At 69.5% G+C, this 12,248-nt stretch carries 13 protein-coding genes; 4 read left to right on the plus strand and 9 right to left on the minus strand.

The features are described 5' to 3' along the window. Positions 1–9 precede the first annotated feature (9 nt). On the plus strand, positions 10–582 hold the full coding sequence (locus ACQB60_RS33110) for a cob(I)yrinic acid a,c-diamide adenosyltransferase (protein ID WP_496929803.1): 573 nt from the start codon (positions 10–12) through the stop codon (positions 580–582). A 33-nt stretch (positions 583–615) separates the two neighbouring features. On the opposite strand, the gene ACQB60_RS33115 is transcribed toward ACQB60_RS33110, so the two are convergent. Next, a complete protein-coding gene (locus ACQB60_RS33115) occupies positions 616–1,185 on the minus strand; it encodes a hypothetical protein (RefSeq protein WP_496929804.1) in 570 nt (189 codons plus the stop codon). Positions 1,186–1,338: 153 nt separating this feature from the next. Between ACQB60_RS33115 and ACQB60_RS33120 the strand changes: the two genes are divergently transcribed. The 3 genes from ACQB60_RS33120 (at position 1,339) to ACQB60_RS33130 (ending at position 5,246) form a co-directional block, all read left to right on the plus strand. Beyond that, entirely contained in the window at positions 1,339–2,547 is a 1,209-nt protein-coding gene (locus tag ACQB60_RS33120; protein WP_496929805.1) for a sensor histidine kinase, read from the plus strand. Further along, the gene (locus ACQB60_RS33125; protein ID WP_496929806.1) at positions 2,544–3,191 is read left to right on the plus strand and encodes a response regulator; all 648 of its coding nucleotides are present in this window, start codon (positions 2,544–2,546) and stop codon (positions 3,189–3,191) included. The genes ACQB60_RS33120 and ACQB60_RS33125 overlap by 4 nt, the downstream gene beginning before the upstream one ends. Before the next feature lie 183 nt (positions 3,192–3,374). Beyond that, entirely contained in the window at positions 3,375–5,246 is a 1,872-nt protein-coding gene (locus tag ACQB60_RS33130) for a glycoside hydrolase family 18 chitinase (RefSeq protein WP_496929807.1), read from the plus strand. Positions 5,247–5,355: 109 nt separating this feature from the next. Here ACQB60_RS33130 and ACQB60_RS33135 read toward each other — a convergent pair whose 3' ends face one another. The 8 genes from ACQB60_RS33135 to atpE all read right to left on the minus strand — a co-directional run bounded on the left by ACQB60_RS33135 (position 5,356) and on the right by atpE (position 12,248). Further along, the gene (locus tag ACQB60_RS33135; protein WP_384850401.1) at positions 5,356–5,805 is read right to left on the minus strand and encodes a DUF2550 domain-containing protein; all 450 of its coding nucleotides are present in this window, start codon (positions 5,803–5,805) and stop codon (positions 5,356–5,358) included. A 164-nt stretch (positions 5,806–5,969) separates the two neighbouring features. Beyond that, positions 5,970–6,344: a F0F1 ATP synthase subunit epsilon gene (locus ACQB60_RS33140; protein WP_384850398.1), complete on the minus strand. Its 375-nt coding sequence runs from the start codon at positions 6,342–6,344 to the stop codon at positions 5,970–5,972. Positions 6,345–6,477: 133 nt separating this feature from the next. Next, a complete protein-coding gene (gene atpD, locus ACQB60_RS33145; protein WP_384850395.1) occupies positions 6,478–7,920 on the minus strand; it encodes a F0F1 ATP synthase subunit beta in 1,443 nt (480 codons plus the stop codon). After that, a complete protein-coding gene (locus ACQB60_RS33150; RefSeq protein WP_496929808.1) occupies positions 7,920–8,837 on the minus strand; it encodes a F0F1 ATP synthase subunit gamma in 918 nt (305 codons plus the stop codon). The genes atpD and ACQB60_RS33150 overlap by 1 nt, the downstream gene beginning before the upstream one ends. Before the next feature lie 20 nt (positions 8,838–8,857). After that, a complete protein-coding gene (gene atpA / locus ACQB60_RS33155) occupies positions 8,858–10,450 on the minus strand; it encodes a F0F1 ATP synthase subunit alpha (protein WP_496929809.1) in 1,593 nt (530 codons plus the stop codon). Positions 10,451–10,588: 138 nt separating this feature from the next. Further along, positions 10,589–11,410, minus strand: coding sequence for a F0F1 ATP synthase subunit delta (locus tag ACQB60_RS33160; RefSeq protein ID WP_496929810.1), 822 nt, complete (start codon positions 11,408–11,410; stop codon positions 10,589–10,591). Further along, positions 11,407–11,955 (minus strand): F0F1 ATP synthase subunit B, encoded by a 549-nt coding sequence (locus ACQB60_RS33165; protein ID WP_384850384.1) that lies wholly within the window; start codon positions 11,953–11,955, stop codon positions 11,407–11,409. Before ACQB60_RS33165 ends, ACQB60_RS33160 begins: the two co-directional genes overlap by 4 nt. A gap of 38 nt (positions 11,956–11,993) precedes the next feature. Continuing rightward, positions 11,994–12,248 (minus strand): ATP synthase F0 subunit C, encoded by a 255-nt coding sequence (gene atpE / locus ACQB60_RS33170; RefSeq protein WP_384850381.1) that lies wholly within the window; start codon positions 12,246–12,248, stop codon positions 11,994–11,996.

The following is a 12,248-nucleotide window of genomic DNA, read 5'->3' on the forward strand; positions in this document are numbered from 1 at the left end:
GCTGGCCGCATGGTCAATCTGACGCGCATCTACACCCGTACCGGCGACCAGGGCACGACCGCCCTCGGGGACATGAGCCGCACCGCCAAGACGGATCTGCGGATCTCCGCCTACGCCGACGCCAACGAGGCCAACGCCGTCATCGGCACCGCCATCGCCCTCGGCGGCCTCCCCGAGGAGGTCGTCAAGGTCCTCGTACGGGTCCAGAACGACCTCTTCGACGTCGGCGCCGACCTGGCGACCCCCGTCGTGCCGGACCCGGAGTACCCGCCGCTGCGCGTCGAGCAGTCCTACGTCGACAAGCTGGAGGCGGACTGCGACCGGTTCAACGGGGAGCTGGAGAAGCTGCGCAGCTTCATCCTGCCCGGCGGCACCCCCGGCGCGGCACTGCTGCACCAGGCGTGCACGGTGGTGCGCCGGGCCGAGCGCTCCACCTGGTCGGCCCTTGAGGTCCACGGCGAGACGATGAACCCACTCGCGGCCACCTACCTCAACCGCCTCTCCGACCTCCTGTTCATCCTGGCCAGGACGGCCAACAAGGAGGTCGGGGACGTGCTGTGGGTGCCGGGCGGGGAGCGCTAGCCCCCGCGCCCGGCGCCCTCGGAGCTCGCGGCCTCAGAGCTTGCTGAGGGACTGCGGGCGCTCGCTCCCGCTCGTCGCGGGCGCCTTCTTCGGGAAGACCGTGTAGCTCAGCGCGATGATCACGTTGATGGCGATCAGGAACAGCATGCGCTGCTGCCACTGCCGCAGGGGGTCGGTCGCCCCGTCCGGACCGACGTACCAGATCGCGCCCTGGAGCAGCCCCATCGCGATCAGCGCGGCGAGCACCCAGCGGGCGGCGATCTTCCACTCGTTGACCGCGTGGGCGGCCCCGTAGAGCTTGACCGGCGGCGGGCCGCCCGCGAAGCGGTGGGCGACGCGGACGTCCACCCACTTGATCGTGTAGTGGCCGAGCGCGATCGAGTAGCCGATGTAGACGGCGGCCAGGCCGTGCTTCCAGTCCGGCTCGGCGCCGTTCTTCAGGTCGATGGCGGTGACCACGAACAGGAGCACCTCGAGCAGCGGCTCGCACAGCAGCACGGCCACGCTCGCGCGGGGCTTCTTCGCCCAGTAGCGCAGGGCCAGGCCGCCGGCCAGCAGCAGCCAGAATCCGACCTCGCAGACGATGATGAGTGTGACGATCACGGCTCGCTCCTCTCGGTCACCCCTCAAGGCTCCCGCCGCGGTCGGCCCCGATCGTCGTCGCCAGTGACGAAGTGCGGCTGCATCCTTCGATGTACTCGGGGTTCGCCCCGCATGCGGAGGTCGGGGCCGCGTCCACCGTGTTGGATGGAGGTCATGGCCGCCGTATCCCCGTTCCGCCCGCACCGCGACGACGTGCGCATCGCCGTCGCCGGACTGCTCGGCGGGCTCGCACTGTGGGGGCTCGGCCTGACCACGCAGCAGGCGCGGCCGATCGGCGGGGCCTGGCTCCTCGTGCCGCTCGTCCTGATGGCGTGCCTGGAGCTGCTGCGCAGGACGGCCCCGCAGCCCGCCCTCATCCTCGCCACCCTGCTCCTGATCGCGGACCAGTTCACGGCCGGGAACCTGATCACCGTCCTGATGTTCACGGACATCATGTACGCGGCCGTGGTCTACGGGACCCCGGCCGCCGCCCGCCGCATCCCCGTCACCACGGCCCTCATCACCGTCGGCATGACCGTGGGCTTCCTGGCCTGGTGGCACACGGCGGAGGCGCTGCTCATCGGCGTCGCCACGGGCCTCGTCGCCTTCACGCCCGCCGCCACCGGTGTCCTCGTGCGCAACCACCGCGAGGCCGCCGACGCCGCCCGGCTGCGCGCCGAACAGACCGCCCTGCTGGCCGAGATGGACCGCACCCAGGCCGTCGCCGCCGAGCGCGCCCGGATGGCCCGCGAGCTGCACGACATGGTCGCCAACCACCTCTCCGCCATCGCCATCCACTCCACGGCCGCGCTCTCCCTCGACGACCCGAAGACGACGAAGGACGCCCTCGCCGTCATCCGCGAGAACAGCGTCGACGGCCTCGCCGAGATGCGCCGCCTCATCGGCATCCTCCGCGACGCCGCCGACGACAACGGCGAGCCCGCCGCCGCCCCCACCCTCGACGGCCTCCCCGCCCTCGTCGCGGGCGCCCGCACCAACGGCCTGGAGGTGCGCCTCGACGACGCCCGCCCCGAGGACGGACCGAAGCTCCCGGCTCCGGTCGAGCTCGCCGCGTACCGCATCGTCCAGGAGTCCCTGACCAACGCCCTCAAGCACGCCTCGCCCGGCACCGTCTCCGTGTCCGTCACCCAGCGCGAGGACGCCCTGTGCGTCCGCGTCACCAGCCCCTACGGCGAGACCTCCGAAGGGCCCCGCGCACCCGGCTCGGGGGCGGGCCTGGTCGGCATGCGGGAGCGCACGGCGCTGCTCGGCGGCAGCTTCGAGGCCGGGCCCGAGCCCGCCCCGGACGTTCCGGGCGGCAAGATCTGGGACGTGCGGGCACAGCTGCCCGTCGTCCCCGCAGACGAAGGAGCAGAGTTTTGATCCGTGTGCTGGTCGCCGAGGACCAGTCCGCCGTACGTGCGGGCCTGGTCCTGATCCTGCGCAGCGCGCCCGACATCGAGGTGGCGGGAGAGGCCGCGGACGGCGAGGAGGCGGTGGCCCTCGCCCGCGAACTGCGGCCCGACGTCGTCCTCATGGACGTCCAGATGCCGCGCCTCGACGGCGTCTCCGCGACCCGCCAGATCGTCGCCGAACAGCTCGCGGACGTGCTCGTCCTGACCACCTTCGACCTCGACGAGTACGTCTTCGGGGCGCTGCGCGCGGGCGCCGCCGGCTTCCTCCTCAAGAACACCGAGGCGCGGGCCCTGCTGGAGGCGGTGCGCACGGTGGCGGGTGGCGAGGGCCTGATCGCCCCGGCCGTGACCCGCCGCCTGATCGCCGAGTTCGCCTCGCCGAAGGCCGTACGCGACCAGAAGGCCGCCGACCGCTCGGTCCTGGACGCCCTCACCCGACGCGAGCGCGAGGTCCTGTCCTGTCTCGGCGAGGGGCTGTCCAACGCGGAGATCGCGGGCCGTCTCGCCATGGCGGAGGCCACGGTGAAGACTCATGTCAGCCGGCTTCTCGCCAAGCTGGAGCTGCGCAGCCGGGTCCAAGCGGCTGTCCTGGCGCAGGAGTTGGGGGTCTGACGCCCCCGGACGGACGCTGACGCACTGTCCGAGGTCCAGACCTCTTGACGCCTGGTCCAGACCTTTCTAATCTCACGCTCACTGCGGTGAGCGGCTCCTGACAGAGCGTGCTCACGGGCGGCGCAGGGTTGGTCCCACCGTTCCACCCCCATCACGTCCGTACCTCTCCCGAGGAGGCGCAGCATGCGCTTCATCCACATACGCTCCAGACACAGATCCACGCACGCGCGCAGAGCCGGCGTGGGGCTCACCGCACTGGCGCTCCCCCTCGCCACCCTGGTCGCCCTGGGCGGCCCGGCGAAGGCGGCACCCGACGCCGCTGCCCAGGTCACCGCCGCGTACACGAAGACGCAGGACTGGGGCAGCGGCTTCGAGGGCAAGTGGACCGTCAAGAACACCGGCACCACCTCGATCAGCGCCTGGGCCGTCGAGTGGGACTTCCCCTCCGGCACCAAGGTCACCTCCGCCTGGGACGCCACCGTCACCAACTCCGGCGACCACTGGACCGCGAAGAACGTCGGCTGGAACGGGACGCTCGCCCCCGGCGCCTCGGTCTCCTTCGGCTTCAACGGCACCGGCTCCGGCGCGCCCGCCAACTGCACGGTCAACGGAGGCAGTTGCGACGGCGGCCAGGTCCCCGGCGACAACCCGCCGAGCGCCCCCGGCACCCCCACCGCCTCCGGCATCACCGACACCTCGGTGCAGCTGGACTGGAAGGCGGCCACCGACGACAAGGGCATCAAGAACTACGACGTGCTGCGCGACGGCGCCAAGGTCACGACGGTGACCGGCACTTCGTACAAGGACACCGGCCTGACGGCGGGCACGGACTACTCCTACACCGTCCAGGCCCGCGACACCGCAGGCCAGACCGGCCCCGCCTCGGACGCCGTGAAGGTGCACACGACGGGCGGCGGCACCGACCCGGGCCCCGGCCCCGGTGACACGGTCAAGCTGGGCTACTTCACCGAGTGGGGCGTCTACGGCCGCAACTACCACGTGAAGAACATCGACACCTCGGCCTCCGCCGGCAAGATCACGCACATCAACTACGCCTTCGGCAACGTCACCGGCGGCAAGTGCGCCATCGGCGACGCCTACGCCGACTACGACAAGGCGTACACCGCCGACCAGTCCGTGGACGGCAAGGCCGACACCTGGGACCAGCCGCTGCGCGGCAACTTCAACCAGCTCCGCAAGCTGAAGGCCAAGTACCCGAACCTGAAGGTCATCTGGTCCTTCGGCGGCTGGACCTGGTCGGGCGGCTTCACGGAGGCCGCGAAGAACCCGGCCGCGTTCGCCGAGTCCTGCTACAACCTGGTCGAGGACCCCCGCTGGGCGGACGTGTTCGACGGCATCGACATCGACTGGGAGTACCCCAACGCCTGCGGCCTGTCCTGCGACACGAGCGGCCCGGCGGCCTTCAAGACCCTGATGTCGGCCCTGCGCACCAAGTTCGGCTCGAAGAACCTCGTGACGGCGGCCATCACCGCCGACGCCTCCTCCGGCGGCAAGATCGACGCCACGGACTACGCGGGCGCCGCGGCCTCCGCCGACTGGTACAACGTGATGACGTACGACTTCTTCGGCGCATGGGACGCGAAGGGCCCGACGGCCCCGCACTCCCCCCTCACCTCCTACTCGGGCATCCCCAAGGACGGCTTCAACTCCGCCGCGGCGATCGCCAAGTTGAAGGCCAAGGGAGTCCCGGCGAAGAAGCTCCTGCTGGGCATCGGCTTCTACGGCAGAGGCTGGACGGGCGTCACCCAGAAGGAGCCCGGCGGCACGGCGACCGGCCCCGCCGCCGGCACCTACGAGCAGGGCATCGAGGACTACAAGGTCCTCAAGAACTCCTGCCCGTCCAACGGCACGGTGGCCGGCACGGCGTACGCCTACTGCGGCTCCAACTGGTGGTCGTACGACACTCCCGCGACGATCCGCTCCAAGATGGCCTGGGCCAAGGACCAGGGCCTCGGCGGCGCCTTCTTCTGGGAGTTCAGCGGCGACACCGCCAACGGTGAACTGGTGAGCGCGATCAACGACGGCCTGAAGTAGCCGTCGGCTCGCTCCACTTGACCGAAGCCGGGTGAACGGGAACGCCCCTCGTTCGCCCGGCTTCTTCCCTGCCCACGAAGTCTTCGCCGGGCCTGCCCGCCGGAGCGGGCTACGCCACGTTCACCCGCTGGCCGGGAGGCGCCGCCTCCAGCCACGCCAGGAACCCCGTCAGCGCGTCCTCGCTCATGGCGAGCTCGAGGCGGACCCCACGGTGCGAGCACCCCAGCACGACGGCGTCGGACAGCAGCGCCAGCTCCTCCTCGCCGTCCGGCGCCCGCCGGTCCACCACCTCGATCGCAGAACGCTCCAAGACCCGCTTGGGCCTCGGAGCGTAGGAGAAGACACGGAACCACTCGACCCGGTCACCGTTGTACCGGGCCACCCCATACCCCCAGCCTTTGCCGGAGGTGTCCCCCTTCTCGGGGGCGTCCCACCGCAGGCTGCAGTCGAAGGTGCCGCCGGACCGCTGGATGAGCCGCCGCCGCAGACCGAAGACGAACAGTCCCACCAGCACCAGCGCGACCAGCGCAAGTCCGCACACAAGCGATACGAGGATCATCTCCCGCCGTCCTCCTCGCCTCTCCCGTCGGTCAACGGACCGTGACCGACAACGGACCAACACATTGCACCCGAACTGCACCCGCATCGCCTCAGCCGCGACCGGTTCCGGAGGAGCTCCGGAACCAGCCGCGGCTGAGTCACATCAAGCCGACGCGCCGAGGGTCAGCGCGTCGCCACCGCCCGCAGTCGGACGTCCGCGCGACGCTCGGCGGACGCGTCCGCGTCCGACTTCGCGCGCTCGAGCGCCCGCTCCGCACGCTGGACGTCGATCTCGTCCGACAGCTCGGCGATCTCGGCCAGCAGCGACAGCTTGTTGTCCGCGAAGGAGACGAATCCGCCGTGGACAGCGGCGACGACAGTGCCGCCGTCGCTCGTACGAATGGTCACCGGGCCCGACTCCAGCACACCGAGCAGCGGCTGGTGACCGGGCATGACGCCGATGTCGCCGGACGTGGTGCGCGCGACGACCAGGGTGGCCTCGCCGGACCAGACACTGCGGTCCGCGGCGACCAGCTCGACATGCAGCTCAGCAGCCAAGGGTGGCTCCTCGGGTCACCACCCGGCGGGTTCAGCCGGGTGTTGGGTCAAATTCTAGTGGGCGTATGAAGAGGGGCGGGACGCGGTCCCCCGTCAGGGGGTGCACCCGCCCCTCTCCGATGAGCTACGGGGCTCAGGAGACGCCGAGCTCCTTGGCGTTCTTCTTGAGGTCCTCGAGACCACCGCACATGAAGAACGCCTGCTCCGGGAAGTGGTCGTACTCGCCGTCGCAGATCGCGTTGAAGGCCGCGATCGACTCGTCGAGGGACACGTCCGAACCGTCCACACCGGTGAACTGCTTGGCGGCGTGGGTGTTCTGGGACAGGAAGCGCTCCACGCGACGGGCACGGGCGACGACGAGCTTGTCCTCTTCGCCGAGCTCGTCGATGCCGAGGATCGCGATGATGTCCTGGAGGTCCTTGTACTTCTGCAGGATCGTCTTGACGCGCATGGCGGCGTCGTAGTGGTCCTGCGCGATGTAGCGCGGGTCCAGGATGCGGGACGTGGAGTCCAGCGGGTCCACGGCCGGGTAGATGCCCTTCTCCGAGATCGGACGGGAGAGCACCGTCGTCGCGTCGAGGTGGGCGAACGTGGTGGCCGGGGCCGGGTCGGTCAGGTCGTCCGCGGGGACGTAGATCGCCTGCATCGAGGTGATCGAGTGACCACGGGTCGAGGTGATGCGCTCCTGGAGGAGACCCATCTCGTCGGCCAGGTTCGGCTGGTAGCCCACCGCGGAGGGCATGCGGCCGAGCAGGGTCGAGACCTCGGAACCGGCCTGCGTGAAGCGGAAGATGTTGTCGATGAAGAACAGCACGTCCTGCTTCTGGACGTCACGGAAGTACTCCGCCATCGTCAGACCCGCGAGGGCCACGCGCAGACGGGTGCCCGGCGGCTCGTCCATCTGACCGAAGACGAGGGCGGTCTTGTCGAGAACGCCCGCCTCTTCCATCTCGACCATGAGGTCGTTGCCCTCACGGGTGCGCTCACCGACGCCCGCGAAGACCGACACACCGTCGTGCAGCTTGGCCACACGGACGATCATTTCCTGGATCAGAACGGTCTTACCGACACCGGCACCACCGAACAGACCGATCTTTCCACCCTTGACGTACGGGGTGAGAAGGTCGACGACCTTCAGGCCGGTCTCGAACATCTCGGTCTTGGACTCGAGCTGGTCGAAGGCCGGGGCCTTGCGGTGGATGCCCCAGCGCTCGGCGCCCTCGACGGAGGACGGGTCGTCGTTCAGGACCTGGCCGAGGGTGTTGAACACCCGGCCCTTGGTCACGTCGCCGACCGGCACCGAGATGGCGTTGCCCGTGTCGGTCACCGGGGCCTGGCGGACCAGGCCGTCGGTGGGCTGCATCGAGATGGTGCGGACCACGCCGTCACCCAGGTGCTGGGCGACCTCGAGGGTCAGCGTCTTCTTCTCGCCCTCCAGCGCCGGGTCGTCGACCTCGACGTGCAGAGCGTTGTAGATGTCCGGCATCGCGTCGACGGGGAACTCCACGTCGACGACCGGGCCGATGACCCGGGCGACGCGGCCCGTAGCCGTGGCCGTCTCAACAGTGGTCGTCATTACTTGTCACTCCCCGCGGTCGCGTCGGCCAGGGCTGCGGAGCCACCGACGATCTCGCTGATTTCCTGGGTGATATCGGCCTGGCGGGCCGCGTTGGCAAGCCGGGTGAGGCTGGTGATCAGGTCCCCGGCGTTGTCGGTGGCCGACTTCATCGCACGGCGCGTGGCGGCGTGCTTGGAGGCGGCCGACTGGAGCAGCGCGTTGTAGATACGGCTCTCGACGTAGCGCGGCAGCAGGGCGTCGAGGACGTCCTCCGCCGACGGCTCGAAGTCGTACAGCGGAAGAAGCTCGTTCTTCGTCGTCGACTCCTCGGCTACCTCTTCGAGGCTGAGCGGCAGCAGGCGGCCGTCGACCGCCGTCTGCGTCATCATCGAGACGAACTCGGTGTAGACGATGTGGAGTTCGTCCACGCCGCCCTCCGCCGTCTCCTTCTCGATGGCCTCGATCAGCGGCGCCGCGATGGTCTTGGCGTCACCGTACGAGGGCTCATCCGTGAAGCCCGTCCACTGCCCCGAGATCGTGCGCTCGCGGAAGTTGTAGTGGGCCACACCGCGGCGGCCGACGATGTAGACGTCGACCTCCTTGCCCGCTTCCTCGAGCCGCGCGGTCAGCTGCTCAGCGGCCTTGATGGCGCTGGAGTTGAACGCACCGGCCAGACCACGGTCGCTGGTCAGGAGCAGGACGGCGGCACGCGTGGCCGCCTCCGGCTCCGTCGTCAGCGGGTGGTTGGTGTTCGAACCGGTACCGACCGCCGTGACCGCGCGCGTGAGCTCGGTCGCGTACGGCGTGGAGGCCGCCACCTTGCGCTGCGCCTTGACGACGCGCGAGGCGGCGATCATCTCCATCGCCTTGGTGATCTTCTTGGTCGCGGTGACGGATTTGATGCGACGCTTGTAGACCCGGAGCTGGGCTCCCATGAGTCAGGTCCCTTCCGTCGTCACTTGCCGGCAGCGGCAGGAGCGTCCTCGCCGAGAAGCTTGCCGTCCGAGGTCTCGAACTGCTTCTTGAACTCCGCGACGGCGTCACCGATGGCCTGGATGGTGTCGTCCGACATCTTGCCGCCCTCCTTGATGGAGGTCATCAGGCCCTGCTCCTTGCGGTGCAGGTAGTCGAGCAGCTCGCGCTCGAAGCGGCGGATGTCCGCGACCGGGACCTCGTCCATCTTGCCGGTGGTGCCCGACCACACGGAGATGACCTGGTCCTCGGTGGCCATCGGCTGGTACTGGGGCTGCTTCAGCAGCTCGACCATGCGCTGACCGCGCTCCAGCTGGGCCTTGGACGCGGCGTCCAGGTCGGAGCCGAAGGCGGCGAACGCCTCGAGCTCACGGAACTGGGCGAGGTCGACCCTCAGACGTCCTGACACCTGACGGATCGCCTTGTGCTGCGCGGAACCACCGACTCGGGAGACGGAGATACCGACGTTGAGCGCGGGGCGCTGACCGGCGTTGAACAGGTCCGACTCCAGGAAGCACTGGCCGTCGGTGATGGAGATGACGTTGGTCGGGATGAACGCCGACACGTCGTTCGCCTTCGTCTCGACGATCGGCAGACCGGTCATCGAGCCCTTGCCCATGTCGTCCGAGAGCTTCGCGCAGCGCTCGAGCAGACGGGAGTGCAGGTAGAAGACGTCACCCGGGTACGCCTCGCGCCCCGGCGGGCGGCGCAGGAGCAGCGACACGGCGCGGTAGGCGTCGGCCTGCTTTGACAGGTCGTCGAAGACGATGAGGACGTGCTTGCCCTCGTACATCCAGTGCTGGCCGATGGCCGAACCGGTGTACGGCGCCAGGTACTTGAAGCCGGCCGGGTCGGACGCCGGAGCCGCGACGATGGTCGTGTACTCCAGGGCGCCGGCCTCTTCGAGGGCACCACGCACGGAGGCGATGGTGGAACCCTTCTGACCGATGGCGACGTAGATGCAGCGCACCTGCTTGTTCACGTCACCGCTGCGCCAGTTGTCGCGCTGGTTGATGATCGTGTCGACGGCCAGGGCGGTCTTGCCGGTCTGGCGGTCACCAATGATCAGCTGACGCTGGCCACGGCCGATCGGGGTCATCGCGTCGACGGCCTTGTAGCCGGTCTCCATCGGCTCGTGCACCGACTTGCGCTGCATGACCGTGGGGGCCTGCAGCTCGAGGGCGCGACGACCGCTGGTCTCGATCTCGCCGAGGCCGTCGATCGGGTTGCCGAGCGGGTCGACGACGCGGCCGAGGTAGCCCTCGCCCACGGCGACCGACAGCACCTCGCCGGTACGGCTGACCGACTGGCCTTCCTCGATGCCGCTGAACTCACCGAGGACGATCGAACCGATCTCGCGCTCTTCCAGGTTCAGCGCAAGACCGAGCGTGCCGTCCTCGAACTTCAGCAGCTCGTTGGCCATGGCCGAGGGCAGGCCCTCGACCTTCGCGATGCCGTCGCCGGCAAGGGTGACCGTACCGACCTCCTCGCGCGAGGCCGCGTCCGGCTTGTACGCCTGGACAAAGTTCTCCAGCGCGTCCCGGATCTCCTCCGGCCGGATCGTGAGCTCCGCCATCTGGGTTCCCTGCTCTCCTTGTTGGGCCCGAAGTGTTCTTGGGGGGTCTGGGGCTGTGTCCCTTAGCGGCTTGCGCCGCGGGCCCCCAGGAATCCTCTGCACGGCCCAACTAGGGCCGTAGTCATACGTGTTGAGTTACTAGCCCGCCATGCGGCGGTGTGCGTCCTCGATGCGGTCCGCGATGCTGCCGTTGATGACCTCGTCGCCCACCTGCACCGTGATCCCGCCGAGGACCTCGGGGTCCACGTCCAGGTTCAGGTGCATCTGGCGGCCGTAGACCTTGGCCAGGACGGCACCGAGTCGCTGCTTCTGCTGGTCCGAGAGCGGAACAGCGGACGTCACGACGGCGACCATGCGGTCCCGGCGGTCCGCGGCCAGCTTGGAGAGGGACTCGAGTCCCCCTTCCAGGCTACGTCCACGCGGCACGGTCACAAGGCGCGAGACGAGTCGCTCCGTGACCTCGTCGGCGCGGCCGCCGAGCAGGCTGCGCAGCAGCTCGCCCTTGGCTGCGCCGGTGGCGGCGCGGTCGGTGAGCGCGGCCCGCAGCTCCGTGCTGGAGGAGACGATCCGGCCGAACCGGAAGATCTCGTCCTCGACGTCGTCGAGCGAGCCCGCCTTCTGCGCGGCCGTCAGGTCGGCGACGTTGGCCAGCTCCTCCAGGGAGTCGACCAGGTCACGCGAGCGCGACCAGCGCGAGCGCACCATCCCGGACACGAGGTCGGCGGTCTCGCCGCCCACCTTGTCGGACAGCAGACGCCCGGCGAGCTCGGCCTTGGCCTCACCGGCCTGCGCCGGGTCGGTCAGGACCCGACGCAGCGACACCTCGCGGTCGAGCAGCGCGGTGACCGCGGCCAGCTCGTCCCCGAGCTTCCTCGCGTCGACCGACGTGTTGTCGGTCAGCGCGTCGAGACGCTCACGCGCGGCGGCCAGGGCCTCGCGGCTGGCTCCGTGCGCTGTCATCGAGCCGCCTCGGCCTTCTCCTCGAGCTCGTCGAGGAACCGGTCGATGGTGCGGCTCTGCCGGGCGCTGTCCTCGAGGGACTCGCCGACGAGCTTGCCGGCCAGGTCGGTGGCCAGCTGGCCCACGTCCTGGCGCAGGGTCTGCGCGGCGGCCTTGCGGTCGGCCTCGATCTGGGCGTGACCGGCGGCGACGATCTCCTCGCGCTGCCGCTGACCCTCGGCGCGCATCTCGGCGATGAGCTGGGCGCCCTGCTCCTGCGCCTCCTGGCGCAGACGCGCGGCCTCGTGCCGGGCCTCGGCGAGCTGAGCCTTGTACTGCTCGAGCACGCTCTGGGCCTCGGTCTGAGCGGCCTCGGCCTTCTCAATGCCGCCTTCGATCGCCTCGCGGCGCTCTTCCAGAACCTTGTTGATGTTCGGGAGGAGCTTCTTCCAGAAGAAGAAGAAGACGATGGCGAAGGCAATGGCGCCGACGAGCAGCTCAGGGCCCGGAGGCACGAGGGGGTTCTGCTCCTCCTCGGCCGCCAGCTGAACCAGGTTGGCGATCACATCAGTGCCTTTCGTCGAAAAGTGTCAGTAAGTGGTGATTACTTACCGAACACGAACGGCATAACGATGCCGATGAGGGCGAGCGCCTCACAGAAGGCGAAACCAAGGATCTGGTTGGCGCGGATCAGGCCGGCGGCCTCGGGCTGGCGGGCCAGGGCCTGGGTGCCGTTACCGAAGACGATGCCGACGCCGATGCCGGGGCCGATCGCGGCGAGGCCGTAGCCGATGGAGCCGGTGGAGCCGTGCAGGCCCTTCTCAGCGGCGATGTTGACCATGTCGAGAGCAGCGGACAT

Origin of the sequence: Streptomyces odontotermitis (genome assembly GCF_050510915.1) — a bacterium.
Taxonomy (GTDB): Bacteria; Actinomycetota; Actinomycetes; order Streptomycetales; family Streptomycetaceae; genus Streptomyces.

Excerpts from the sequence above, each read along its gene's own strand:
- ACQB60_RS33110 (WP_496929803.1), top strand. The coding sequence starts at position 10 with ATGGTCAATCTGACGCGCATCTACACCCGTACCGGCGACCAGGGCACG.
- ACQB60_RS33120 (WP_496929805.1), top strand. The coding sequence starts at position 1,339 with ATGGCCGCCGTATCCCCGTTCCGCCCGCACCGCGACGACGTGCGCATC.
- ACQB60_RS33130 (WP_496929807.1), top strand. The coding sequence starts at position 3,375 with ATGCGCTTCATCCACATACGCTCCAGACACAGATCCACGCACGCGCGC.
- ACQB60_RS33135 (WP_384850401.1), bottom strand. The coding sequence starts at position 5,805 with ATGATCCTCGTATCGCTTGTGTGCGGACTTGCGCTGGTCGCGCTGGTG.
- atpD (WP_384850395.1), bottom strand. The coding sequence starts at position 7,920 with ATGACGACCACTGTTGAGACGGCCACGGCTACGGGCCGCGTCGCCCGG.
- ACQB60_RS33150 (WP_496929808.1), bottom strand. The coding sequence starts at position 8,837 with ATGGGAGCCCAGCTCCGGGTCTACAAGCGTCGCATCAAATCCGTCACC.
- atpA (WP_496929809.1), bottom strand. The coding sequence starts at position 10,450 with ATGGCGGAGCTCACGATCCGGCCGGAGGAGATCCGGGACGCGCTGGAG.
- ACQB60_RS33160 (WP_496929810.1), bottom strand. The coding sequence starts at position 11,410 with ATGACAGCGCACGGAGCCAGCCGCGAGGCCCTGGCCGCCGCGCGTGAG.
- atpE (WP_384850381.1), bottom strand. The coding sequence starts at position 12,248 with ATGTCCGCTGCTCTCGACATGGTCAACATCGCCGCTGAGAAGGGCCTG.